Source organism: Burkholderia sp. M6-3 (assembly GCF_050858985.1).
Lineage (GTDB): Bacteria > Pseudomonadota > Gammaproteobacteria > Burkholderiales > Burkholderiaceae > Paraburkholderia > Paraburkholderia caledonica.
This window is the reverse complement of sequence record NZ_CP110090.1, coordinates 16,574-41,223: the sequence shown is the minus strand read 5'-3', so window position 1 is coordinate 41,223 and position 24,650 is coordinate 16,574. Positions and strand designations below refer to the sequence as shown.

Genomic DNA, 24,650 nt, shown 5'->3' with positions numbered 1-24,650 from the left:
GCGACTCGTAGCGCATCGGTATTTCGGCTTCGCAGCATCCAGCGAAAATTCTGCATTCGCTGCGTTCGCATGGTCCTCCCGCGCAAATACAGTCCAACCGGCAGGAGGCAGATGTGAGACAAGCAATTGCCTGATGGAACGGTCAGGCAGCCCGGGGACCGCCTCCTCGACGAGCGGCATCGGTGCCCGGCGCACCCTCATGGAGGAAGACGATGTCGATTCGACTTGGAGAAGAAGCCCCCGATTTCACTGCCGAAACCACCGAAGGCACGATTCATTTCCACGAATGGATCGGCGACCATTGGGTGATTCTGTTTTCGCATCCAAAGGATTTCACGCCGGTATGCACCACTGAGCTCGGCTATATGGCCGGCCTCAAACCCGAATTCGACAAGCGCAATACCAAGATCATCGGTCTGAGTGTCGACCCCGTCAGCGATCACAAGAACTGGGTGAAGGACATCGAAGAGACGCAGGGCCACGCGGTCAACTACCCGCTGATCGGCGATGCGGACCTGAACGTCGCGAAGCTCTATGACATGATCCACCCGAACGCGAGCGGCGGCACGCGCACCGCAGCCGACAACGCAACGGTACGCTCGGTGTTCATCATCGGACCGGACAAGAAGGTCAAGGCGATGCTGGTGTATCCAATGAGCGCAGGGCGCAACTTCGACGAAGTACTGCGTCTGCTCGATTCGCTGCAGCTGAACGCAAAGCATACGGTGGCGACGCCCGTGAACTGGAAGCCCGGAGACGATGTGATCATTCCGACATCCGTCTCGAACGATGACGCAATGAAAAAGTACCCCGAAGGATTCAAGACCGTGAAGCCTTATCTGCGGTTCGTCACACAGCCGCAGTAATTTTGCCGTGCAATGAACCGGGCGCATTGCATGCGCCTGGTCTTTTTCGAAGATGCGGGCCACGGAGCAAAATCGTGTTGATCTTCCGGCAGCTATTCGACCAGCAATCGTCGACGTACACCTATCTTCTTGCCGACAGCGCAACGCGCGAGGCCATTCTCATCGATCCGGTTTTCGAGCAGGTGCGCCGCGATACCGCGCTTATCGAGGAACTCGGGTTGCGTCTGCTGTACACGATCGACACGCACGTGCATGCCGATCACGTGACGGGCGCGTGGCTGCTCAAACGGCGCACAGGTAGCCAGATTGCGATATCGGCTGCGAGCGGCGCGCAAGGCGCCGACCGCTATCTGAACCATGGCGAGCAATGCGTGTTCGGCTCGCGCCATCTGGAAGTTCGCGCAACGCCCGGTCACACAAATGGCTGCATCAGCCTCGCGCTCGACGACGGCAGCTTGATGTTCACCGGCGATTGCCTGTTGATAAGAGGCACGGGCCGCACCGATTTCCAGCACGGCGACGCGCACGCAATGTTCCGCTCAGTCCAGAACCAGATATTCATTCAGCCGGACACGTGCCTGCTTTACCCTGCCCACGACTATCGCGGCTTAACCGTCACGAGTGTCGGTGAAGAGCGGCGATTCAATCCGCGCCTCGGCGGTGAGCTATGCGAAGACGATTTCGTCGGATACGTGACGAACCTGCGTCTGCCGCATCCGAAGCAGATCGACATTGCGGTGCCGGCAAACCTCAAGTGCGGCGTCGCCACGAACGACCCGACGCAGACCGCCGAACCGGAGTGGGCGCCGCTCGCGTATACCTTTGCAGGCATCTGGGAAATCAGTCCGCAATGGCTCGAGGACAACCTCCGCTCTGTGCAGATCGTCGACGTGCGCGAGCCGGATGAATTCAACGGACCACTCGGCCGCATTCCCGCGGCCCAGCTTATTTCCCTTGGCGATCTGGCCGCGCGTGCGAGTGAGCTTAAGAAAGAGCGTCCGATCGTTGCGGTGTGCCGTGCGGGCGGCCGTTCTGCGCAAGCCACGGTGATACTGCGGCAAGCAGGATTCAACGACGTTGCGAATCTCGCTGGCGGCATGCTGCGTTGGCGCGCGGAAGGGCGCGTCGTCGAAAACGCCGCAATGTAGGCGTCAGAAAGGCCGCGAACCAGCGAACCGAGCGCCGCGCGAAAGCAATTTCCTTCAATACACCTTGCCTCGCCACCGATACCGTGGAGCCGCGTCAATCCCGCGCATCCACGTATCGAGGCACCCGATGTCCGCTTTGCTTTCCATGGCCGCGTTCGCGCTGGCTTCGTCCATTTCACCTGGGCCCGTCAATGTCGTCGCGCTGAGCGCCGGCGCACAGCACGGATTCGCCGCGAGCCTGCGCCACGTCAGCGGCGCAACCGTCGGCTTCACGTTGCTGCTTCTGCTCATCGGCTTGGGACTGCATGAATTGCTCGTGCATTTCCCCAATCTCATCAGCATCGTCAAATGGGCCGGGGTCGCGTTTCTGCTGTACATGGCCTGCAAACTGGCGCTCGACGACGGCCAGCTCGGCACCGACAAGCTCTCACGCGGCCCCTCGTTCGCCTATGGCGCGGCGCTGCAATGGCTCAATCCAAAAGCATGGCTCGCGTCGCTGGCCGGCATGGGCGCGTACGCAGCCGAAGGCGATGGTGCACTCGTCTGGCAGTTCACCGCGATCTATTTCGTGATCTGCTTTGTATCTATTGCAAGCTGGGCTTATGCCGGTACTTTCTTGCGCAAGTACTTGCAGGCGCCAAAGCGAGTCGGGCTATTCAATCGGGTCCTCGCTGCATTGCTCGCCGCGAGCGCGCTTTACCTGCTTACGACGTAACGCGCCGGGCACGGGCGGCCTCAACTGCGATATTGCCCCGGCGTCGCCGCGACGAGCCGCTTGAAGGTGCGCTGCAAATGCGCCTGATCGGCGAAGCCCGCATCGAGCGCGACGTCTGCGATCAGACGGCCACGCCTCAGCTGCGAGCGGCTGTATTGAATCCGGCGATTGATCAGATACGCGTGCGGAGTCATGCCGTAGCGCTGCTTGAATGCGCGAATCAGATGCGATGCCGACAAGCCTGCCGCATTACAAATGTCCTCGAGTTTCAGCGCGCTTCTGCAGTTTTCAGCGATGAATTCCGCCGCTCGCGCAAGCTGCCGGCTCGCATCGTCGTCGGAAAGAGGTGCGGGGTTTAAGCGGTGTTGTACTTCGGAAAAAAACGCAATCGCCGCGCTTTGCTTGCGCAAAAGATCCGTCTCTGTGTCGACGAGAATCGCATGCAGCCCGTTCAGTGCATTGAACAGCGCCGTATCTGTCGTCATGATTTGCGAGAACGCACGAAACGCGTGGTTTTCGCTAAAGCCCAGTTCGTGCTGCAGGCCAGTGAGCCAGGCAACGTCGACGTGAAGCATGCGATACGACCAGCACTCGTCTGCAACGGGATTGCACGCGTGAACGTCGTCGGGATTCATCAGGACAACCGCACCCGCGCCGGTCCATTCGCGCGCGTGGCGGTTCACGTACAGGCTGCGTCCGCCTGTGACCGCGCCGATGGAGAACGTTTCATGAGAGTGTCTGGCGTAGCAGATCTCGCGGCCGTCCTCGATGGAACGCGCCTCGATGTGCGGCAACGCCGCGCTACGCCAGAAACGCGGCTCGCTGGCGCGCTTCGCGTAACTGATCGCCTCTGTCGTTCCGCTCATTCGTGCGCCTCCGGCTTTTACGTGGACCTCGCAGAAGCAGCAGCCGCAGCGAGGCCACTTATCGTAGCCGTCAAACGTTCAGTCAACAAGCGGACTCAGGCGCTAGCCAGCCTGGCGCGAGCCGTAAGCCGTTACTTCGCCGAGATGTCGATATCGCCCAGATATTTCGCCGCGAGCGTTTTGACGGTGCCGTCGGCCTGCACCTTTGCAATCGCCGCGTTCAGCCGCTCGCGCAGCGCCGTGTCGCCTTTTCGGATGCCGTATGCGATACCGCTGCCCAGAATCTTGTCGTCACGCACCGGCTGACCGACGAACGCATAGTCCTTGCCATTGGGCTTCGACAGAAAACCGGTTTGTCCTGCGGGCGCCAGCACGAGCGTTGCGTCGAGACGTCCCGCGACGAGGTCCGTGTACACCTGGTTCTGATCCTGATACGGGACGACTGTGACGCCAGCCGGTTCCCAATGCGCCTTCGCGAACGTCTCCTGAATCGACGCCTGCAACACCCCCACGCGTTTGCCTTTCAACGCTTCGGGCGTGGGCAGCAGGCCGCTGTCGCGCTTTGCGATCAGTTGCGTCGGCACGCGATAGACAACCGTGGTGAAATCGATCGTCTGGCGGCGCTGGTCCGTTGCGTTCATCGCCGAATTGATCGCGTCGAATTTCCGGCCTTGCAGCGCCGGAATCAAACCGTCGAACGACGTCTCGACCCACTTGCACGTCATATGCGCAGCGACGCACACAGCATTGCCGACGTCGATATCGAGACCTTGCAATTCGCCGTTAGGACCTTTGGATTCGAACGGCGGATACTGCGCTTCGAGCCCGAAACGCAGCGTCGATGTATCGGCGGCAACGGCAGCAGACGAGGCCGCCACCGATGCGAATGCGCAGGCCAGCGCCAAAAGAGGCTTGAGCAATTTCATAGCAGGTCCCTTCTCTTCAGTTCGTTGTAGTGCAAGCACGCTTCGTGTGGATGTCATACGGCGCGACGATCATACTGCGTTCAAAATACACCGCCGGCGCGGCCGGCGTAGAGGCATTTTCAGATCTCGCACAAACGGCGCGCGCCTTCAATCAGCGTAGCGTCGTCTTTCGAAAAGCTCAGGCGAATCAGGCCCGAATCGGTGCCGTCGCTGTAAAACGCGGACAGCGGAATCGTCGCGACGCGCGCATCGCGAATCAGGCGCAACACGAAATCGCTATCGCTCTCATCGGAGAATCCGCGAAAACGCGCGAGCATAAAGAAGCTGCCCTCGCTCGGCAACAACTCGAAGCGCGATTCGGAAAGCGCATGCGCGAGCAGATCGCGCTTTTGCTGATAAAACGCGGACAAGCCGAGGTAACTCTCGCGATTGGACAAGGCGTCCACAAAGGCGTACTGCATCGGTGTATCGGCGGAAAACACCATGAACTGATGCACTTTGCGAATCTCGTTCATCAGTTCGGCGGGGGCGAGGCAATAACCTACGCGCCAGCCGGTGACGTGATACGACTTGCCAAACGACGACACGATAACGCTGCGTTCCGCCAGTTCACTATGGCACGCCATGCTCTGATGTTTAGCGCCGTCGAACACTACGTGTTCGTAGACCTCGTCGGCGAGAATCACAATGTCTGTGTTCCGCGTAATAGCCTTTACTCGCGCGACGTCGGCTTCGCTAAACACGGTCGCGGTCGGATTGTGCGGCGTGTTGATAATGATCATGCGAGTCTTCGGCGTGATCGCGGCGGCAACCTCGTCCCAGTTCACACGAAAATCGCTCAGCGACAGTTTAATCGGCACGGGCGTCGCGCCTTGCAGCCGAACAATCGGCCCGTAGCTGTCGAACGAAGGCTCGAAGTAAATCACCTCGTCGCCTGGGTGCACCAGCGCACTGATCGTCGAATAAAGGCCTTCGCTCGCGCTCGCGATCACCGTCACTTCGCTCGCCGGGTCGTAGCGCACGCCGTAGAGCGTTTGCACTTTGTCGGCGAGCGCTTCGCGTAACGCCGCGATGCCGGCCATCGGCGCATATTGATTATGGCCGGCGCGCATAGCCTGCGCGACGCCGTCTACCAGCTTCGCGTCCGGCGCGAAGTTCGGCGCGCCCTGCGACAGGTTCAGCGCATCGTGTTGTGCGGCCAGTTGACCGATTACTGTGAAGATTGTCGTGCCAACGTCAGGCAATTTCGAGCGGGCTTGCATAGCGCTCTGCATAAAGCTTCTCCCTGTCTCCATCCGGCGGCGGACTGGCGGGCGCGGATCGCGCGGCCGAACAATCCAGTCGAGTGCCGGTTGAGTGATTAGGCATCAGCCAAAGAACCGTCACAATCGAAACTTTGTCATGCGCGGCATGCGTTTATGTCATGGCCTGGGCGACGGCGCGCGAGCCCTCGGAAACGGCCGCACGGGATGCTCGACGGGAGAAAGACACACCTGCGGCCGAAGACGAACGTCCTGGAGGTATGACCGGAGGTGATGCACCAGCAGGTGCAGCGTGGAAAGCGGCCAGCGCGACAATGAGTTTCGAGCCGATGCGCCGCAGCAATGGTCGGGGCGAGAGCGGTCCGCATAGCTATGCCAACGCGCCCCCCTCGCCACTTCGCCGCCTGATCAGGCGTCGTCCATCAAGCGGACCTTGACCTTCTTGCCCTTCACCTTGCCCGCGCTCAGCTTGCGCACGGCGTCTCGCGCAACGCTGCGTTCGACCGCTACATAGGTCGACATCTCGGTCACGTTGATCTTGCCGATCTGCGAGCCGGCGAAACCCGCCTCGCCGGTCAGCGCGCCGAGAACGTCGCCGGGGCGGATTTTTTCCTTGCGGCCGCCGAGAATCTGCAGCGTTTCCATCGGCGGCAATAGCGGCTCGTTGCTGGCCGCGGTCAGTTCAGACAGCTTATGCCATTCGACTTCGCGTTTTTGCGCCTGCTCGAGACTGCCGACACGCCCCATCTCGTTCATGCTCGCAAGGCTCAACGCCCAGCCCTCCTGATCGGCGCGCCCCGTGCGGCCAATACGATGCACATGCACTTCCGGATCGGGCGTTACGTCTACGTTGATTACTGCCTCGAGTTGCGCGATGTCGAGGCCACGCGCAGCGACGTCGGTCGCGACCAGCACCGAGCAGCTGCGGTTTGCAAACTGGATCAGCACCTGATCGCGTTCGCGCTGATCGAGCTCGCCATGCAGCGCGAGCGCATGGAAACCCTGGGCGCGCAGAACGTCCAGCAGATCGCGGCATTGCTGCTTGGTGTTGCAGAAAGCCAGTGTGCTCACTGGACGATAGTGGTTCAGCAGCAGGCCGACGGCATGCAGACGCTCGTCTTCGGTCACTTCGTAGAAGCGTTGACGGATCTTCGTATTGTCGTGCCGTTCGGCGAGCTTCACTTCCTTAGGATTTCGCAGGAATTGCTGGCTGAGCTTGACGATGCCCTCGGGGTAGGTCGCCGAGAACAGCAGCGTCTGCCGCTCTTTCGGGCATTGCTTGACGACTGTTGCGATGTCGTCGAAGAAACCCATGTCGAGCATGCGGTCCGCTTCGTCCAGCACGAGTGTGTTCAGCGACTGCAAAGGCAGGCTGCCGCGCTCGAGGTGATCCATGATCCGGCCAGGCGTGCCGACGACGATATGCGCGCCGTGTTCGAGGCTTGCGGTTTGCGGACGCATTGGCGTGCCGCCGCACAAGGTCAGCACCTTGATGTTTTCTTCCGCGCGCGCGAGACGGCGAATCTCCTGTGTGACCTGATCGGCGAGTTCGCGCGTCGGACATAGCACCATGGCCTGCACGGCGAAGTTGCGCGCATCCAGACGCGCGAGCAGCGCCAGTGAAAACGCCGCGGTCTTGCCGCTGCCGGTTTTCGCCTGCGCGATCAGGTCGTGGCCGGCGAGCGCGATCGGCAAGCTCGCAGCCTGAATCGGCGTCATCTCGACGTAGCCGAGTTGCGTGAGATTCGCGAGCGCGGCGGGCGGCAGTGGCAACTGACTGAACGGAGCGCCGGCGGTGGTGGGACTATTCATAAGATGGTGACTCGTTATCGGCTTGAGGCCTGGAAACTATTCGGCGACGGGGCCGGGAAAGGGGCGGCCTTCCATCTGCTCGTACAGCACCGAGCCGTCGTCCCCTTCGAAGCGCTCGACATAATTGCGCGCGCCGCACATCGGGCAACGGAATAGCAGCCCCTGTCCCTCGTTCTTGATGACGACGTCTGACTGATCCCACTGTGCGCCGCAGGACTGATTTCTACATGTGAACACGTTGCTTCTCCAACTGGATTCGATTATTGATTCGACTGGATGCATTACCCGAGATGGGTGTGCCGCGCACGCGGCGCGCTCACGCCCATGTCGCTGAGACCTTGAACGATGCCGCAGTCTTCTACGGCCTGTTCGCCGTGGCATTGCTCACGCAGCGTGCGCAGTTGCGCCTTGAGCTGCTGCAGTTCGTCGATGCGCGTATCGACGTGGGCAATATGCTCGTCGATCAGATCATTGATGCCGCCGCAGCCGTGACCCGGCGCGTCGGTGAGACGCAGCAGCGCGCGGATTTCGTCGTGAGTCATGTCGAGCGCGCGGCAGTTGCGAATGAAGCGCAGCCGCTCGACATGCTTCGCGGTATAGCTGCGGTAATTGGCCTCCGTGCGCTCCGCTTCGGGCAAAAGCCCTTCCTTCTCGTAGAAACGGATGGTTTCGGTCGTGCAATGGGCGATTTTCGCCAATTCGCCGATTTTCATGGACCCTCCCGAGACCGGCCTTGACCTTGTAGTGGCTTCAAGGTGTTTACTAGACCACAAATCGAACGAGGAAGCCACCATGCCGCATGCTCACAAGGCACATGCCGCAACTGCCACACAGCGCGACGCCAGCGCCCACAACCAGGAAAACCATCGACATGACCATGTGGGTGGAGGCTGTCGCGGCGCCTCCGCCCATGCCCCCGCGCAGTTCGAGGGACAGTTGCTGCCGTCCGAAGCGATTGGCGACGACGTGCGCACCGCGATCCGCATCATGCAAATGGATTGCCCCACCGAAGAAGCGCTGATCCGCAAGAAGTTCAGTCGCATGCCGGACGTGCGCAGCATGGAGTTCAATCTCATGCAGCGCGTACTGACCGTGGTGCATGCGCACGGCGCGCTCGACTCGATTCTCGCCGCGCTTCGTTCGCTCGACTTCACGCCAGAAATCGCGGGTCCAGATTCACCGTCTTCGCAGCAAGACGCTAAACAGCGCAGTCAACCGGTCGCGCCTCGACAGTTGAGGCCTTGGTGGCCGCTTGCTTTCGCGGGCGTCGCTGCGGCAGCTTCAGAGGCTGCCGGCTGGCTCGGCGCGCCCGCCTGGATGGCAGCAAGCCTTGCGATCATCGCGATCGCTTCCTGCGGCCTGACAACGTACCGCAAGGGTTGGCTCGCCATTCGCCATGGCAACCTGAACATCAACGCGCTGATGAGCATTGCGGTGACCGGCGCGTTGATCCTGCGCCAATGGCCTGAAGCGGCGATGGTAATGGTGCTCTTCACCGTCGCCGAACTGATCGAAGCAAAGTCGCTCGACCGCGCCCGCAATGCAATCCAGGGGTTGATGCAACTCACGCCCGAACAGGCGAGCGCGCGGCAACCCGACGGCACGTGGCGCCCCACCGATCTCAACGCGATCGCGACCGGCGCGCTGGTTCGCGTGAAGCCGGGCGAACGGATTGCGCTCGACGGAGAAATCGTTGCAGGGCGTTCTAGCGTGGATCAGGCGCCCATCACGGGAGAAAGTCTGCCGGTGGACAAGACCGTCGGAGATGCCGTATTCGCAGGCACCGTCAACCAGACCGGCTCGTTCGACTACCGCGTGACCGCGGCGGCCAGCAACACGACGCTTGCGCGCATCATTCACGCGGTTGAAGCGGCGCAAGGCACCAAAGCGCCCACGCAACGTTTCGTCGATCAGTTCGCGCGCGTCTACACGCCGTGTGTATTCGCCGTTGCGCTACTGGTGGCGCTCGTGCCGCCGCTTTTTCTCGGCGGATCGTGGCAAGCGTGGATCTACAAGGCGCTGGTGATGCTGGTGATCGCGTGTCCGTGCGCGCTCGTGATTTCCACGCCGGTGACGATCGTCAGCGGTCTTGCGGCAGCCGCGCGCAAGGGCATTCTCATCAAGGGCGGCACTTTTCTCGAACAAGGGCGCAAGCTGACCCGCATGGCGTTCGACAAAACCGGCACGATCACGCACGGCAAACCGGTGCAAACCGAATTCGCAACGCTCGCCGATGCCGATGCCGACGCCGCACGTTGCCGCGCGCTTGCCGCGAGTCTTGCGGCGCGCTCGGATCATCCTGTGTCGATGGCAATTGCGGCGGCGGCAAAGAACGACGGCGTGGGCAACGTCACTGTCGATTCGTTCGAAGCGCTTCCGGGGCGCGGCGTGCGCGGCGAGATAAACGGCTTGACGTACTGGCTGGGCAATCATCGGCTCGCTGAAGAACTCGGGCGGTGCTCGCCTTCACTTGAAGCGCGGCTCGCCGCGCTCGAACGTCAAGGCAAGACGGTGGTGCTGTTAAGCGACGCCGGACGCGTCCTCGCGCTCTTTGCCGTGGCGGATACGGTGAAGGAGACGAGTTCCACCGCTATTGCCGAGTTGCACCGCGCGGGCGTCGCCACGGCCATGCTCACCGGCGACAATCCGCATACCGCTGCCGCAATCGCTGCGCAAGTAGGTATCGACGAAGCGCGCGGCAATCAGTTGCCGCAAGACAAACTGGATGCAATCGCGCAGTGGTCGGCCGAGGGCGCGAAAATAGGCATGGTGGGCGACGGTATAAACGACGCACCCGCGCTTGGACGCGCCGACATTGGCTTTGCGATGGGCGCGATGGGAACCGGTACGGCCATCGAAACCGCCGATGTCGCGTTGATGGACGACGACCTGCGCAAGATCCCGCTCTTCATCCGCCTGTCCAAAGCGACGCATGGCGTGCTGGTGCAGAACATCGCGCTCGCGCTCGGCATCAAGAGCGTGTTCCTGGTGTTGACCGTGATGGGTCTCGGCACCATGTGGATGGCAGTCTTCGCCGATGTTGGCGCGAGTCTGCTCGTAGTGGCCAACGGCCTGCGCTTGCTGCGCAAATAGCAGCGCGCAACGCGTCCCGCGTCACGCCGTGAGGCAACTAGTGCGCAGATGACCGACTGCTCGCGACGGATTTTGCGCCAATCGCGGCCTTCAACGTATCCGAGGGCCGCATGCCGAAGAGCTTGCGGTAATCGGTTGCAAACTGGCTCATGTGCCAGAAGCCCCAAGCCGCCGCGACGTCCTGCACCGAGCGGGAGTCCCGCGACGCATTGCACAGATCGCGGCGCGCGCCGTTCAGGCGGATTGCTCGCACATACGTTGCCGGCGCCATGCCGAGCACATCCTGAAAGCAGTATTGCAGCGTACGCCGGCTCACATGCAGATGTTCGCAAAGCTCCGGCACACCGACCGCGCGATCGCGATTGGCGAGCACGTAGTCGCGCGCGTCAGAGACGATCGACTGACGGCGCGCACGCGCCGGTATTGCCGTCGGTTCACAAGAAGCCGGCAATGCGCCCGCGTCGAACAGTTCCGCCAGCACCGACGCCTGCAAGTTCTCCCGCGCGGCCGACGACAACGGCGCAGCGCTCGCCGCACCATGCGCGAGAAGTTGGCGCAGCAAACCGCACATACGCTCTTTGCGGCCCACGCCGATTGTTACGACCTCGGTATCCGGCATTGGCTCCACAAGGCTCACGCGCTCCACGTCCGCCGCGTAGCGACGCAGCATCTCTCCCTTCACGACCACACCGAAAATCTCGTAGCCCGCCGACGTCAGCAGTTCGAACTCGATTCCACCGGGACGAAAGGCGAGCGCGTCGCCGCCGATGATTTTCGCGTCGATGCGACCGGAGCCCGCGCGGCACGTTGGGATGCCGAACCAGTACGCGTCTTTCTGCACTTCGCAGGTTTGCCTCAAGGTGTGGCTCGTTGTTTCAACGAACACCTGCATGTGGTCGAGGCACAACTCCGTCAAGCCGCCAACAAAGCTTCCCGCCGTCAACTGGTCGTACGTCTGGTGCCAGCCGTGGAGATTGCGGGCCTGTTCGTCTGCGTCGTGGGCGACACGGGTCTGCACGCAAAAGCTTGGTTGCGGCACGAGCGTGGAGCTTGTGCACACCGCGCTGGGGTTGCTGCTGAGGGTTCCGATCGTCATGGCGAATCCGCGCAATGGAGTATCGAAGAGAAAAGGCAAGGCAAGTCCTATGCCGATCGCACGCGCCTGCCAACTGCATTGACCAGCTCGGCACGCGCCGCGCCGCTGTTCAATTCGTGAACAGCAACAACCGCGTTGATCAGAAACGACGCGCCGCCCTCCGTCGACTAGAGGCAAAAACACGCGCTCCGGTGCGCTGGTGCCTGCTGCGCGTGCACGGCTCACCAGCCAGGTGCATTGGCATAGATCTGGCTCTACGGTGACGCGGCCGACTTCAACGGATTGCAACCGAGCGCAAAGTCGCGCCGGCTATTGCCCATTCAGACATGTGAGGAGCACACAGATGAATCACGCGGAGATGCAGTTTCTGACGACCGAATTCCCCTTCAAGAAGCAATATGCGAACTTTATCGGCGGCGAATGGGTGAAGCCCGCAGGGGGCGAGTACTTCGACAACGTATCGCCGATAACAGGCGAGCCGTTCACGTCGATCCCACGTTCGCGCGAGGCCGATATCGAACTCGCGCTCGACGCAGCGCACCGCGCTAAAGCGGCTTGGGGCAAAACCTCGACGACCGATCGCGCGAACATTCTGAACCGCATTGCGGACCGGATGGAAGCGAACTTGCAGCGTCTCGCCGTTGCTGAAACGATCGACAACGGCAAGCCACTGCGCGAAACGATGGCCGCCGATATTCCGCTTGCCATCGACCATTTCCGCTATTTCGCCGGCGCGGTGCGCGCTCAGGAAGGCTCGATCTCCGAGATCGACGACGACACCGTTGCATATCATTTCCACGAACCGCTCGGCGTGGTGGGTCAGATCATCCCGTGGAATTTCCCGATCCTCATGGCCGTGTGGAAACTCGCGCCCGCGCTCGCTGCCGGCAACTGTGTGGTGCTCAAGCCGGCAGAGCAAACACCTGCGTCGATTCTCGTACTGGCGGAGCTAATTCAGGACCTGTTGCCCGCCGGCGTGCTCAATGTGGTGAACGGCTTCGGTCTGGAAGCGGGCAAGCCGCTGGCATCGAGCAAGCGTATTGCGAAGATTGCCTTCACCGGTGAGACCACGACCGGCCGCCTCATCATGCAGTACGCGAGTCAGAACATCATTCCTGTCACGCTCGAACTCGGCGGCAAGAGCCCCAACATCTTCTTCGCCGACGTGATGAATCAGGACGACAGCTACTTCGACAAGGCACTCGAAGGTTTCGCGATGTTTGCGCTCAATCAGGGCGAAGTATGTACGTGTCCGTCGCGTGTGCTGATCGACGAAAAGATCTACGACAGTTTCATGGAGCGAGCATTGAAGCGCGTCGCGGCCATCACGCAAGGTCACCCACTCGACACTCGGACGATGATCGGTGCACAAGCTTCGCAGGAACAGTTGGAGAAGATTCTGTCGTATGTCGATCTCGGCAAGCAGGAGGGCGCCGAGTGTCTGATTGGCGGCGAGCGCAACACGTTGAGCGGCGAGTTGAGCAAAGGCTATTACGTGAAGCCGACCGTGTTTCGCGGTCACAACAAGATGCGCATCTTCCAGGAAGAGATCTTTGGGCCGGTTGTTTCAGTGACCACGTTCAAGACCGAAGATGAAGCGCTGGAGATCGCCAACGATACGCTTTACGGTCTGGGCGCCGGCGTTTGGACTCGCGACGGCACGCGTGCTTATCGTTTTGGCCGACAGATCCAGGCGGGCCGGGTGTGGACCAATTGCTATCACGCGTATCCGGCGCACGCGGCGTTTGGTGGCTACAAGCAATCGGGCATCGGACGGGAAAATCACAAGATGATGCTCGATCACTACCAGCAAACCAAGAACCTCCTCGTCAGCTATAGCGAGAAGCCGCTCGGTTTCTTCTAAACGTTGCGGCGAAGTGTTGATTGCAGAGCGAGCCGCATCGTGCGGCTCGCTGTGTTTAAGCGAGGGTACGATGACCGACGGAAAAGAAGTAGCGCGCGTGATTGCAACTCCTGCCGCTATCCAGTTGATCGACTCGTTGCGCGCGGAACATGGCGAGGTGCTGTTTCATCAATCCGGCGGATGCTGCGACGGCAGTGCACCCATGCTGTTTCCGCAGAGCGAATTCATGGTCGGTTCGTCCGACGTGAAACTCGGCACTTTGGCGGGCGTGCCGTTTTACATGAGCGATTCACAGTTCGAGTACTGGCAGCACACGCAATTGATTATCGACGTGGTGCCGGGCAACGGTGGCATGTTCTCGCTGGAGCGACCCAGCGGTCTGCGCTTTCTGACGCGTTCCCGCTTGTTCGACGACGACGAGAATGCGTGGCTCGAAGCGCATCCCGTGCAGCGCGTCGATGCGTGAGTTAGGCCGCAGTTGAGTTTGGGTTTGGGTTCGGGTTTGCGCTTGGTGCCGCCTCTGCGCCGATTGCGGGTGCTGCCGGCGCCGCCGGCAGCGATGCGTCGCTATCGTCTTTCAGGCCTACGCCGGTGACGCCGAGGCGCCGTGCATGGGTAAGCAGATAAAGTAGTTTGTGCGCGGCAAGCGGATAGTCGAGTCCTTCAGGACGCACGTTTGAAATGCAATTGCGCTGTGCGTCGCTGCAGCCCACTTTCGGCGCGTAGGTGATGTAGACGCCGAGACTATCTGGCGAGCTGAGACCAGGCCGCTCCCCGATCAGCATCACGACAATCTTTGCATTCAGCAACTCGCCGATCTCGTCGCCGAGTGCAACGCGTGCCTGCCGCGCGACGACAACTGGACCGATCGCCCAATCCGTGAGCTGCGGAGTGACAGCTTGCAGCAACGGAACGGCTTGTTTCGACGCGGCAAACGCGGATAAACCGTCGCCGATCACGAACACTACATCCGGCGACTCGTCGGGTAATTGCGCGAGCGCTGCGCGACTCTCTTCGGATAAGCGCCGGCCAAGGTCGGGACGCCGCAAGTAGTGCTCGCGGTCGGGCGCGGCGCTGTGCACATCCAGCGTTCTAAAGTTCTGCGCACGCAGTTGTGCATGCAATGCTTCTGTATCGAGCGGATGATGCACGGCGTCACGAGCTTGCGCATGCGAAAGATTGAACGCGAGCAAAGGCGCAGTTGGCAGACTGTTGCCTGCTCGACCCAATGCAATGCGCGCGTTGGTGAACTGGCGCAGTGCATTCCAGGGATTCTTGTCGACAGAGTCGCTCATTCGATACCCATCCAGTCGCGCACGCCTTCCAGCAACGGTTGTTGTGTGGACGCGCTCAGCAACGCGCCTCGCGCGTCGGCGATCTGCATCGACTCAAGCCATTCTTCAAACTCAGGTGCGCGACGCAATCCGAGAACGTCGCGCACATAGAGTGCATCGTGGAAAGAGGTGCTCTGATAATTGAGCATCACATCGTCTGCGCCCGGAATGCCCATGATGAAGTTGATGCCCGCCACGCCGAGCAACGTGAGCAGGTTGTCCATGTCGTCCTGGTCGGCTTCCGCATGATTCGTGTAGCAGATGTCGCAACCCATCGGCACGCCCAGCAGCTTGCCGCAAAAATGATCTTCGAGACCCGCGCGCGTGATCTGCTTGCCGTCGTACAGATATTCAGGGCCGATGAAACCGACTACGGTATTCACGAGAAACGGATTGAACTTGCGCGCGACCGCATAGGCGCGCACTTCGCAAGTCTGTTGATCGACGCCGAAATGCGCGTCCGCCGACAACGCACTGCCCTGCCCCGTTTCGAAGTACATCAGGTTGTTTCCCACCGTACCGCGCTTGAGCGACAGCCCCGCTTCGTACGCTTCCTGAAGCAGTGAGAGTGAAATTCCGAAACCGGCGTTCGCTTTTTCGGTGCCTGCAATCGATTGAAATACGAGGTCGACGGGCGCGCCTTTTTCGATGGCGGCGATCGTGTTGGTGACATGCGTCAGCACGCACGATTGCGTCGGCACCTGATAGCGCTGCCGGAATTCATCGACCATCACCAGCAGTCTGGTGATCGCTGCAAGATTGTCGCTGGCCGGGTTGATGCCGATCATCGCGTCGCCGCAGCCGTACATGAGGCCGTCGAGCATCGATGCCGCGATGCCCTTTACGTCATCCGTCGGATGATTCGGTTGCAAACGCACCGACATGTGCCCCGGCAAGCCGACCGTGTTGCGAAAGCGCGTGATCACCGGACGCTTGCGCGCCGCTGCGATCAGATCCTGATTGCGCATGAGCTTTGATACGGCCGCGACCATTTCAGGCGTGAGGCCGGCGGCGATGCGCGTGAGCGCATCGCCATTCGTCGTGGTGCTCAGGAGCCAGTTGCGAAAGTCGCCCACCGTCAGATGCGAAATCTCGGCGAACGCCTGCGGCGAATGATCGTCGATGACGAGACGCGTGACTTCGTCGCTTTCATACGGAATCAGCGCTTCGTTGAGGAACGTGCGCAGCGGCACTTCGGCGAGGGCCATCTTCGCGGCCACGCGTTCCTCTTCGCTCGCCGCAGCGACGCCTGCGAGTTGATCGCCGGAGCGTTGCGGGCTCGCCTTCGCCATGAGTGTCTTCAGATCGGCGAAGCGATAAGTACGGCTGCCGATTGTCTCCGTGTAGCTCATTTTTACGACTCCAGCGCCGCTGCGCGCGCAGCGGCTTCATCCGTCATTCTTCGAGCAATGCGTCCGCCGGCGCGGCGTCGCGTTGATGGCGCGTCAACAGAAAATAGACGTAGCCTAGCGCGAGGAAGATTGCGAACACTACTGCCACCAGAAAGTTGAAGTACACCATGGTCGCCAGACAGATCACCGCGGCGACCAGCGCGAACGCCGGGAACAGCGGAAACAGCGGCGCGCGGAACGGACGCTCCATGTTCGGCTCCGTGCGACGCAGCTTGAAAAGCGACAACATACTGATGATATACATCACGATAGCGCCAAACACAGACATCGTCACGATGTTCGCCGTGAGTGTCTGGCCGCCGAACTGGATCAGCTCGTCACTGTAGATCGCTGCGATGCCGATCACGCCGCCGGCCAGAATCGCGCGATGCGGCGTCTTGAAGCGCGGATGCACTTTGGAGAGCCACTCAGGCAGATAGCCCGCGCGGGCCAGCGCGAATATCTGCCGCGAATAGCCGAGGATGATCCCGTGAAACGACGCGACCAGACCGAACAGGCCGAGCCACACGAGCATATGCATCCAGCCGCTGTGTTCGCCGACGATGAACTTCATCGCTTGAGGCAACGGATCGTTGATGTTCGACAGCTTGGTCCAGTCGCCGGCCGCGCCCGCGAACACCATTACACCGATGGCCAGCACGACGAGCGTCAGGATGCCGGCGACGTAGGCAATGGGAATCGAGCGTTTCGGGTTTTTCGCTTCTTCCGCGGCCATTGCAACGCCCTCGATGGCGAGGAAGAACCAGATCGCAAACGGGATGGCCGCGAACATGCCGTTGAACGAGCCCATACTGAATGTATTCGCGCCGGCCCATCCGCCTTTCGTGAAGTTAGACCACTGGAAGCCCGGCGATACGACGCCCATGAAGACGAGCAGTTCGAAAATCGCGAGCAACGTCACGCACAACTCGAAAGCCGCCGCGATCTGCACGCCAACGATATTCAGCGCCATGAAGACGAGATACGCGCCCATTGCCGCGTGTTTCGGCTCGAGGCCAGGAAACTGCACGTGCAGATAAGCGCCGATTGCCAGTGCAATGGCCGGTGGCGCGAACACGAATTCGACGAGCGTCGCCGCACCGGCCAGATAACCGCCGGTCGGACCGAACGCATGACGCGCGTAAGCGAACGGGCCGCCCGCGTGTGGAATCGACGTGGTGAGTTCGGTGAAACTGAAAATGAAGGTCGTGTACATCGCGGCAATAAAGATCGCCGTGACGACGAAGCCGAGCGTACCGGCGCTCGCCCATCCATAGCTCCAGCCAAAGTATTCGCCGGAGATCACGAGGCCAACCGCGATGCCCCAAAGCTGCCACGTGCCGAGCGTCTGCTTCAACTCGTGATGCGTGACTTTACCGACGTGCTGACCGCTGGACTCTGTTTTCATCGGGCGCTCCGTGAGTTTGCCGCTTGTTCGACGCCGCAAGGCTTTGCGATGTGCGCGCAGGCAGGCTTTCGCCGATGGTAGTGAGCCATTATTCGAGGTGGTATCGAAATTCGGCAAAGTTGGGGGGTGGTGGGAGGGGTGAGTGGTTTGCTGGCGGTCTGTTTGCGCGTTCTGTGGTTTTTATAATCTTTGTATCTGTATATGTAGTAATAGTTAACAAGGGGCGTTGATGCTTGTGGATAAGTGCGAAACTGCGTTGCGGATCACGACGTTACAAGGGCGATAACCTTGGGCGGTGACTGTGGGCAGCGGGTTTGAGTTAGGGATAAGTTTTGATGCGGCTCCCCGCGAGGTCTGTTTATGAAAGTTCGCCCCACAACGTGTGAACGGGCTTTTACAGGGGTTGTGCAGAGGGTGATGGGGATAACTTTTTTGATGCGCATTGCATCGGTTCCTGATTGCGGTGAATCTTCAAGCTTCACGCGATCAGATCGCGTGCCCGTCTACCGGAGGGCCGACCTCGATGTCCGCACGCTTTACTCCAGTCCGCTGAAATGCTGAAGCCATCTACGACGATCGGCACGACGTTCAAGGTGACTTACGAAAACGCTGCGGCGGTGCATTCCCCGTGTCGACATACCGCAGAGCAACGTCGGCCAGGCAAATAACGTCCGCTCTTACGGCCATAGTAAGCCTCCTGGACAGCAAACATTCCTCATTAAACATCAGCGCGACAGGAAAACCGGTTTTTTAGCGCTCTGTTTCGACACTGATCGCGGCCTCCATTGCCGGCTTGTTGCAATTGAAAACGTCGAAGGATCCAGATCGAACTTATAATCCATTTACTATTCGCCCGGAGTTTGACCGCATGCATTTGCCATTGCCAAAGTTCGTTAAGCTTACAGCTCTCCCGCTGACGGTATTCGCATTTTCTTTTCCCGCATGCAGCCAGACAGGCCAATCTCCCCAAGTCAGCGCACTCGTCAAAAAATCGCTTGCCGATATGATTTTCGTGAAAGGCGGAACATTCACGATGGGAGACTTCGGTCCACAAGTGACGCCCGAAAAACTCCCTTATACGTCGCAGCAGGAAAACAAACCAGCTCACCCCGTAACGCTAGATAGTTTTTCGATCGGCAAGTACAAGGTCACGTACGCAGATCTTGATGTCTATATCACAGCGACTGGCAAACCATCGTGGCCGCAAGACAAAGCCGATCAACCCTATAAGGTTGCCGGCAACCCTGCGGGCGTGCCTTGGCAGATGGCCAAGGACTACTGTGAGTGGCTTGGCAAGCAAAGCGGCGTACCTATCGACCTGCCCACGGAAGCGCAATGGGAATATGCGGCGCGCTCCGGCGGCAAGCCTGTTATTTTCGGCACAGATAACAGTAAGTACGAATCGGATCGTAATCTGCCTTCTATCGATACGATCAAGCACAAGTACACGCCGCCCGCCGCGGTTTCCCAGTACCTCTATCCGGTCGGCAAATATCCGCCGAATCCACTGGGCCTTTATGACATAGGCCTGGACGGTAGGGATTGGGTCAACGACTGGTTCTCGCCCGACTACTACGATCACTCAACCGAAAAAAATCCGACCGGTCCGGCCGGAGGAACAATGAAGGTTATTCGCGGCGCGGAAGGCGATAACCAGGAGACCGCAATGACGGTTTACCGATACGGCGCGCCTCCGCAAGGATATGTCGTCAAGCTCAAAAGCGGGCGAACTCTAGGGCCCACGGCGGTTAACTTGACCTTCCGCTGCGCCGTGCAGAAGGCAAGTCCGCTCTAGGCGACAACGCGTTACGCCAATCGCACATCCGGCATGTTTTTGTAGAACGGGTGGGTGCCCACGGCAGCTTGGAATGCATAGTCGTGGGATTCGACCTGAACGACGGCGTAGCCCGGTGTCGGGTTGAGTTTAAGCATCGCGGTCAGGCTTTTGTAGTAGTCGTCAATTTCCTTTGCGTCAGTTGCCGGAGCGCCAGTCAGCGACATCGCGAGAAACCGGCGCAGATCTGCGCGGCGGCGAACGACATCGCCCCTGTCCCCCTGCGGATCGATATGCTGCACGACGTTATCGAGATCATGCCGGGTATGGGACCATTTAAGGATCTGCTTGACGGCGTCCTTACGCCGTCCGTACCAACGGCCATACGTGTGGTTGGCCATATCGACGCCGTCGGTCGCATACCAGTGGCGAGTCAACTGATAGATCATCATGCCCTTCGCTTCCGGCGTTGCGTATTGAAGCATCCAGGGGTTGTTCAGCACACGGTTCATTAGTTCGACGCGTGCTTCCTCCTTCTCATACTCGGCAATAAGGGCCGAAAACGCCTGGTTAATTTCTAGCACTTCCTGACCCACTGTATCAGCCAGATTCTGGTATCCCTGGATGACCATGACCTGGATGTGCGTGAAGGCGTCGAATGCAACCTCGTCGACAAACTTCAACCGCTTGAAATTCGCGTGATATAGCTGATAAAAGAACCACTTGAAGAACTCGGCGATACGCAACGCGTCGACCGAAGCCTCGATATCGCCTTTCGCTCCCACGCCGAGGCACAGCCCTGCTTTCGCTTTAATTCTGAAACGGCCCGCCGCGTAGCTGACGTCAAGCATGCAGCTGAGTCCGGCGCCCGCCATTGCGGTGACCGTATCGCCCACCTTGGCAAACGGCTTGTATTTGCCACTGGGGCCTTGCTTTGCAGGCTCCATCCACTCAAGGCCTCCTTCCAGCGACAAGTCCGCACGTGCACCGGCAAATACGTCGAGATCGACATTTGCGCTTGGATCGACTGGCTTGCCGCCTACCTTGATCTCGCGTTGCTTGGTGGTCGGGTTATCGACTGCGGCGCCATACAGGCCTAAGTCCTTTCGCTTTTCATCGCGATAGTCAACGACCACACCCAACTGCGCGACCATGCTCGCACCCACCATCCCTGACAAGCCCAATTCGCACTTGAATCGGACTGCGCCGAGCGGATAAGGCTTGCCGTCATCGCCATCCAGACTCCACATCCAGCCGGCGATGTCCGGATAGTAGAAGGCGCCGGAGACCTTGCCCTCGGCAATGGCGAATTCGGCTTGCGCCGACGCTTTGATCGCCACGCGGCCCTTTTGCGGTTGCCACTCGGTGTCCAATCCTGCGCCGGCCAGGTATCGCATCAATTGCGCTTTGGCCTCGATGCTGACGTTGTTGCCGAAGGCGGTCTGCTTGGGTTTCCCGGTTTCTTTCTTCTCACCCTCGCCACCCTCGCCGCGTTCAGCCGGTTCTTCGGCGCCAGCGCTATAAGTGAGATCTTTGTTCCACTCTTCGGCCCACGCGAAAAGCGTCCCCGTCACATGCTTTTCGGCGATCTCTGAGGACACCTTGGTCTTTTCGTACAACTGCGACTTGATGCTGCTCTCACGGCTGATCAACACGCCTTCCTTCAGCTTGTCGACGTCGATCTTGTACTTGCCGTGTGCATTCTTTTTGATGAAGCTCTTCGCGCCCGTCTCTTTTTCTTCCTTGCGGCCCTTCATGTCTTCGAAGGCTGTCGGACCGAATTTATGCCATCCCGGCTTAATCTTGTTCGAGCGGACGTAGTGAAGCTTGTACTTGGCGAATTTGACGGATTTCTTTCCATCGCCATCGATATGAATAGGGATCAACTCGACCATGGTGAGGTCTTTGCTATCCAGCTTGCTGAGCGGTTCCAGCTCCTTCTTGAGCGCCTTGTGTGCGGCCTCACGCTCTTTGAGCGCGTCGTCGACGGCAGCCTTATACGCTTCCCCGGCACGGGGGTCGGACATGTGGTTTTGCACATCCGTGGCGTATGCCTTCAGTGCCACATCGAGCTTTTGATTGGCCTTGTGAAATTTGTCGACGCGATCGTGCAGCAGATTGCATTCGCTTTGCAGAGCGCCGACGTCCTCCGCCGGCACGAGAATGAATTCGCCGGTCTCGGGCCGGAAGTAAAGCATGGGCGCCGGATCGTGCGGCACGTGCACGAGACTGTTGGGTGTCGTGTTAGTGGTGCCGTTGCCATCGGGTGCGTGGCTTGCGCTCGTAGCGTTCATCAATGTCGGTCTGCTTGAATGTTCAAATGAACGAGCGCGTCCACGTGAGGCAGGCGCTCTTCGGCCAGAGTCAGGTGTCGAGGAAAACTTTTAGCGCGCTCGGCGCGCTCGTCATGATGCGCGAGGTCAGGCCTTGTTCGTCAGTCATCCCCTCGAACACTTTGCCTTCCGCAGTTTCGACGCGGTAGCGCACGTAGGAGGCCGGGTCGCCAGTGTGTTTGTCGTGAATCTTGAACTGCTCGTTGTAAGGGCCTTCGCCGGACGGGAGTGTCGGTGGCTTGCTCGAAAGACTGGTCGGGCCGGCGAAAGCGTGACTGCTGCCCTTGATATCGATTTTCCCCGGCGCGTGGATCTCGATGTTTCCGTCTCTGATCCGAATGTAGGCGCCGCCGCTCGTCAAAAGAATGTCCTGTTTGGCCACTACCTCGACCTTCTCCGTCGCCGATATCAGCTTCAGGCTTTTTTGGGCAATGACTTCGATGTTGTCGGACTGCGCCTGGATTTCTACTTTGCCCTTCGCGGCAAACAGTTTGATGCCCGCGTTTTGAACAAACAAGCTGATCTTCTCGCTGACGCTTGCCAGGAGTGATTTGCCGGTTGCAATGTGCGTGCTCTGGCCGCTCACGAGGTTGACATGCTGGCCCGCTGCGGTCTGCACCGACTTCTGCGTGGACATTGCAATACCAGCCGGTGCCGCGAACAGCATGATCGGTTCTTTAAACGCGTTCGCGCTGCCAGTGCCGCCCCCGGCTGTGTTGCCGCCGCCGCTGGCGGTCACCGTGGTGCTGTTCTGCGTTGCATCCGTGAAGGACTTAAGCGAATCGTGACCGTCTTTCAGGCTTTCTGCCTGATGGGTTTCGCTTGCCTGCGAAAGCGCCTCGAGCACGCTTTCGGAATTGACCAACTGACTGCTTGCTTCGCGCACGTCCAGAGGTTGACTCGACGCGCCCGTGGTCGGATGCGTCGACACGTACATGCCTTGCGCCGCCCGGATCGCGCCGTATGCATCGGATTTCAGATCGAAGCCACTGCCAAGGTACGCACCTCGCGAGTTGCCGGTCTGCGCGATCAGATAGCCCAGGTGGAGCTGCGAGTTCGCACTGCTGCTATACATCTGGACACGGTTCTGGCCGGTGGCGTCGTCCATCACCATCTGGTTGTAGCCGCTGCCCTGGTACTCCTTCGATTTGTAGCCCGACAGGATGCCGTTGGAATGCCAGTCTGGTGTCTTCGCACCGTTGTAGACGCGCCCGGTGATGATCGGTTTGTCGCAGTCGCCATCGAGGAAAGAAACGATCACCTCTTCACCGATACGAGGCACATGCACGCCGCCGTATCCACTACCTGCATTCGATTGCGATACACGCATCCAGCACGACGCGTTCTCGTCACCTGGATTCAGACGGTCCCAGTGCATCTGAACTTTGACCCGGTTCAATGAATCCGTGAAGACCTCTTCATTCTGCGGCCCAACCACGGTCGCAGTCTGCATGTTCATTTCGGGTTTGTGATGCTCGAACGGACTGCGGAACGGTATGGCCTTGCGCTGTGCTTCGACGATAGCGATGAAGAAGCCTTCGCTGCCGTCTGCCGCCTTGACGAGCAGCGACGAATCGCTTGCGTGCTGTGCCCGCGCTGCGGCGATTGTCTGCTTCAGGCTATGCGGGAAATCCGTCGCGCTGCCCGAGACCGGCAGGTTGTTCTCGATGATCCAGTCCACCGCGACCACCGCAAACTGCCGGTTCTGCTGACTGCCGCTGTCATGCTCCGGATGGTTTTGCAGTTCGAACCAGCGGCCGGTGCCGATGCAACGCACCGCGCCTACGCCGTGGAAACGCTTCGCGCGCGACTCCCACTCTTCCATACGAATCTTCGACAGTTGATCGCCGCGGTCCTGTTGTCCGTACGTGTAGGCGCCGGTGTATTCATACACCTCGGCCTGCTGCGGAAGATTCCCCTGCGTGGTCAGCGTCGGGATCGTCGTGCCCTTCGGATTAGAAGACGATGACGGCGCCTTATAGTCGAACGTGCGCGTCGTCAGAGTCGTGCTTTGCAGCGTGCGCGTGCCGCTCCATTGAACGAAGGCATCGGTTTCGCTGTTTGTGCCCGAACGATAGAAGTCGATTGTTTGCGGCGACAGCGGTTGCAAACCGCCGATATCGTCGGTAATGACGAGCGTATGTGATTTGCCGTCGGCGGCCTGATCGAAATAGCCGAAGAGCCCTTCCGTTTCCATCAGTCGATGACAGAAATTCCAGTCGTCCTCGTATTGGACGCAAAACGAGCGCTGCGGCAAGGCATTGCGCAATGAGAAACGGAATGCACCCTGCGCCTGAGGATGCATATTGAATACGTCGGCGAGGATTTCATCGGCCGGTTTGCCCTGCCAGATACGCGCGTCTTTTCTGAAGCGCAGAAAATGCATCCAGGAGACAAATCCGATCTGATAGCTGGTAATCGCGCTGTCGGACCCTAGACGGCGAGCAGTATGGACATAACCGTGGTGCGGAGCATACGACTGATCGGTTTGCTGGATCCATAGCGTGACCGGCTGCGCGATCAGCGTCTTGAGTTCGATATTGTCGTTTGTGGAAACAGCGTCCAGCGTGAATTCAAAATCGCGGCCGAGCCGAGATTGTCCCACCAGCCGTTGTGGCAAAAGGACATTTGCGCCCAATGGCGTGTCCAGTCTAAGCAGACGGTCGTTTTGCAACAAACCGCCTTTAATTGCCGCGATAATGTCCTGCGCGCCCATACCGCCTCTTATTTATGCAATTTTGCGCCCCACGTTATCACGCGAT

19 protein-coding genes are annotated in these 24,650 nt (G+C 59.8%); 7 read left to right on the top strand and 12 right to left on the bottom strand.

Annotated elements, in window-relative coordinates; all coding sequences use genetic code 11:
- Positions 1 to 212: 212 nt before the first annotated feature.
- The 3 genes from OH764_RS00145 to OH764_RS00135 all read left to right on the top strand — a co-directional run bounded on the left by OH764_RS00145 (position 213) and on the right by OH764_RS00135 (position 2,729).
- Positions 213 to 866 (top strand): peroxiredoxin, encoded by a 654-nt coding sequence (locus OH764_RS00145; protein ID WP_440782297.1) that lies wholly within the window; start codon positions 213 to 215, stop codon positions 864 to 866.
- Positions 867 to 943: 77 nt separating this feature from the next.
- Complete coding sequence (locus OH764_RS00140; protein ID WP_498848845.1) at positions 944 to 2,014, top strand: MBL fold metallo-hydrolase; 1,071 nt, start codon at positions 944 to 946, stop codon at positions 2,012 to 2,014.
- A 127-nt stretch (positions 2,015 to 2,141) separates the two neighbouring features.
- Positions 2,142 to 2,729 (top strand): LysE family translocator, encoded by a 588-nt coding sequence (locus tag OH764_RS00135; protein WP_498847592.1) that lies wholly within the window; start codon positions 2,142 to 2,144, stop codon positions 2,727 to 2,729.
- Between the two features lie 20 nt (positions 2,730 to 2,749).
- On the opposite strand, the gene OH764_RS00130 is transcribed toward OH764_RS00135, so the two are convergent.
- The 6 genes from OH764_RS00130 to cadR form a co-directional block, all read right to left on the bottom strand.
- Positions 2,750 to 3,595 (bottom strand): AraC family transcriptional regulator, encoded by an 846-nt coding sequence (locus tag OH764_RS00130; RefSeq protein WP_498847591.1) that lies wholly within the window; start codon positions 3,593 to 3,595, stop codon positions 2,750 to 2,752.
- A 131-nt stretch (positions 3,596 to 3,726) separates the two neighbouring features.
- The gene (locus OH764_RS00125; RefSeq protein ID WP_020067325.1) at positions 3,727 to 4,521 is read right to left on the bottom strand and encodes an ABC transporter substrate-binding protein; all 795 of its coding nucleotides are present in this window, start codon (positions 4,519 to 4,521) and stop codon (positions 3,727 to 3,729) included.
- Positions 4,522 to 4,640: 119 nt separating this feature from the next.
- Positions 4,641 to 5,795, bottom strand: a complete 1,155-nt coding sequence (locus OH764_RS00120; protein ID WP_498847590.1) for a pyridoxal phosphate-dependent aminotransferase — start codon at positions 5,793 to 5,795, stop codon at positions 4,641 to 4,643.
- Between the two features lie 396 nt (positions 5,796 to 6,191).
- Positions 6,192 to 7,595: an ATP-dependent RNA helicase gene (gene dbpA / locus OH764_RS00115; protein ID WP_498847589.1), complete on the bottom strand. Its 1,404-nt coding sequence runs from the start codon at positions 7,593 to 7,595 to the stop codon at positions 6,192 to 6,194.
- Positions 7,596 to 7,631: 36 nt separating this feature from the next.
- Positions 7,632 to 7,832, bottom strand: a complete 201-nt coding sequence (locus tag OH764_RS00110; RefSeq protein WP_020067328.1) for a hypothetical protein — start codon at positions 7,830 to 7,832, stop codon at positions 7,632 to 7,634.
- Between the two features lie 44 nt (positions 7,833 to 7,876).
- Positions 7,877 to 8,308, bottom strand: a complete 432-nt coding sequence (cadR, locus tag OH764_RS00105) for a Cd(II)/Pb(II)-responsive transcriptional regulator (RefSeq protein ID WP_498847588.1) — start codon at positions 8,306 to 8,308, stop codon at positions 7,877 to 7,879.
- Here cadR and OH764_RS00100 point away from each other — a divergent pair.
- Complete coding sequence (locus OH764_RS00100; RefSeq protein WP_498847587.1) at positions 8,259 to 10,688, top strand: heavy metal translocating P-type ATPase; 2,430 nt, start codon at positions 8,259 to 8,261, stop codon at positions 10,686 to 10,688. The two genes, cadR and OH764_RS00100, sit on opposite strands and share 50 nt — an antisense overlap.
- 37 nt (positions 10,689 to 10,725) lie before the next feature.
- Here OH764_RS00100 and OH764_RS00095 read toward each other — a convergent pair whose 3' ends face one another.
- Positions 10,726 to 11,784 (bottom strand): AraC family transcriptional regulator, encoded by a 1,059-nt coding sequence (locus OH764_RS00095; protein ID WP_498847586.1) that lies wholly within the window; start codon positions 11,782 to 11,784, stop codon positions 10,726 to 10,728.
- 343 nt (positions 11,785 to 12,127) lie between these two features.
- On the opposite strand from OH764_RS00095, the gene adh reads away from it, so the two are divergent.
- The gene (gene adh / locus OH764_RS00090) at positions 12,128 to 13,648 is read left to right on the top strand and encodes an aldehyde dehydrogenase (protein ID WP_498847585.1); all 1,521 of its coding nucleotides are present in this window, start codon (positions 12,128 to 12,130) and stop codon (positions 13,646 to 13,648) included.
- Between the two features lie 70 nt (positions 13,649 to 13,718).
- Entirely contained in the window at positions 13,719 to 14,114 is a 396-nt protein-coding gene (locus tag OH764_RS00085; protein WP_087752330.1) for a DUF779 domain-containing protein, read from the top strand.
- 1 nt (position 14,115) lies between these two features.
- On the opposite strand, the gene eutC is transcribed toward OH764_RS00085, so the two are convergent.
- Genes eutC through eat form a run of 3 tightly spaced genes read right to left on the bottom strand, consistent with a single transcriptional unit; the run spans position 14,116 to position 17,781 of the window.
- On the bottom strand, positions 14,116 to 14,943 hold the full coding sequence (gene eutC, locus OH764_RS00080; protein ID WP_498847584.1) for an ethanolamine ammonia-lyase subunit EutC: 828 nt from the start codon (positions 14,941 to 14,943) through the stop codon (positions 14,116 to 14,118).
- Complete coding sequence (locus tag OH764_RS00075) at positions 14,940 to 16,334, bottom strand: ethanolamine ammonia-lyase subunit EutB (protein ID WP_498847583.1); 1,395 nt, start codon at positions 16,332 to 16,334, stop codon at positions 14,940 to 14,942. Before OH764_RS00075 ends, eutC begins: the two co-directional genes overlap by 4 nt.
- A 43-nt stretch (positions 16,335 to 16,377) precedes the next feature.
- Positions 16,378 to 17,781 carry a permease gene (gene eat, locus OH764_RS00070; RefSeq protein WP_498847582.1) on the bottom strand — a complete coding sequence of 468 codons (1,404 nt, stop codon included), beginning with the start codon at positions 17,779 to 17,781 and terminating at the stop codon, positions 16,378 to 16,380.
- Positions 17,782 to 18,649: 868 nt separating this feature from the next.
- On the opposite strand from eat, the gene OH764_RS00065 reads away from it, so the two are divergent.
- Entirely contained in the window at positions 18,650 to 19,576 is a 927-nt protein-coding gene (locus tag OH764_RS00065) for a formylglycine-generating enzyme family protein (protein WP_498847581.1), read from the top strand.
- A gap of 11 nt (positions 19,577 to 19,587) precedes the next feature.
- On the opposite strand, the gene OH764_RS00060 is transcribed toward OH764_RS00065, so the two are convergent.
- A complete protein-coding gene (locus OH764_RS00060) occupies positions 19,588 to 21,753 on the bottom strand; it encodes a hypothetical protein (protein WP_498847580.1) in 2,166 nt (721 codons plus the stop codon).
- 166 nt (positions 21,754 to 21,919) lie between these two features.
- Positions 21,920 to 24,604, bottom strand: coding sequence for a type VI secretion system Vgr family protein (locus OH764_RS00055; protein WP_498847579.1), 2,685 nt, complete (start codon positions 24,602 to 24,604; stop codon positions 21,920 to 21,922).
- Positions 24,605 to 24,650 lie beyond the last annotated feature (46 nt).

What these genes read in the sequence shown, in the direction of transcription:
- cadR (WP_498847588.1), bottom strand. Translation starts at nt 8,308, where the DNA reads ATGAAAATCGGCGAATTGGCGAAAATCGCCCATTGCACGACCGAAACC.
- OH764_RS00075 (WP_498847583.1), bottom strand. Translation starts at nt 16,334, where the DNA reads ATGAGCTACACGGAGACAATCGGCAGCCGTACTTATCGCTTCGCCGAT.
- eat (WP_498847582.1), bottom strand. Translation starts at nt 17,781, where the DNA reads ATGAAAACAGAGTCCAGCGGTCAGCACGTCGGTAAAGTCACGCATCAC.
- OH764_RS00060 (WP_498847580.1), bottom strand. Translation starts at nt 21,753, where the DNA reads ATGCTTTACTTCCGGCCCGAGACCGGCGAATTCATTCTCGTGCCGGCG.
- OH764_RS00095 (WP_498847586.1), bottom strand. Translation starts at nt 11,784, where the DNA reads ATGACGATCGGAACCCTCAGCAGCAACCCCAGCGCGGTGTGCACAAGC.
- OH764_RS00055 (WP_498847579.1), bottom strand. Translation starts at nt 24,604, where the DNA reads ATGGGCGCGCAGGACATTATCGCGGCAATTAAAGGCGGTTTGTTGCAA.
- OH764_RS00120 (WP_498847590.1), bottom strand. Translation starts at nt 5,795, where the DNA reads ATGCAGAGCGCTATGCAAGCCCGCTCGAAATTGCCTGACGTTGGCACG.
- OH764_RS00135 (WP_498847592.1), top strand. Translation starts at nt 2,142, where the DNA reads ATGTCCGCTTTGCTTTCCATGGCCGCGTTCGCGCTGGCTTCGTCCATT.
- OH764_RS00145 (WP_440782297.1), top strand. Translation starts at nt 213, where the DNA reads ATGTCGATTCGACTTGGAGAAGAAGCCCCCGATTTCACTGCCGAAACC.
- OH764_RS00085 (WP_087752330.1), top strand. Translation starts at nt 13,719, where the DNA reads ATGACCGACGGAAAAGAAGTAGCGCGCGTGATTGCAACTCCTGCCGCT.
- adh (WP_498847585.1), top strand. Translation starts at nt 12,128, where the DNA reads ATGAATCACGCGGAGATGCAGTTTCTGACGACCGAATTCCCCTTCAAG.
- OH764_RS00065 (WP_498847581.1), top strand. Translation starts at nt 18,650, where the DNA reads ATGCATTTGCCATTGCCAAAGTTCGTTAAGCTTACAGCTCTCCCGCTG.
- OH764_RS00130 (WP_498847591.1), bottom strand. Translation starts at nt 3,595, where the DNA reads ATGAGCGGAACGACAGAGGCGATCAGTTACGCGAAGCGCGCCAGCGAG.
- dbpA (WP_498847589.1), bottom strand. Translation starts at nt 7,595, where the DNA reads ATGAATAGTCCCACCACCGCCGGCGCTCCGTTCAGTCAGTTGCCACTG.
- OH764_RS00125 (WP_020067325.1), bottom strand. Translation starts at nt 4,521, where the DNA reads ATGAAATTGCTCAAGCCTCTTTTGGCGCTGGCCTGCGCATTCGCATCG.
- eutC (WP_498847584.1), bottom strand. Translation starts at nt 14,943, where the DNA reads ATGAGCGACTCTGTCGACAAGAATCCCTGGAATGCACTGCGCCAGTTC.
- OH764_RS00100 (WP_498847587.1), top strand. Translation starts at nt 8,259, where the DNA reads ATGGTTTCGGTCGTGCAATGGGCGATTTTCGCCAATTCGCCGATTTTC.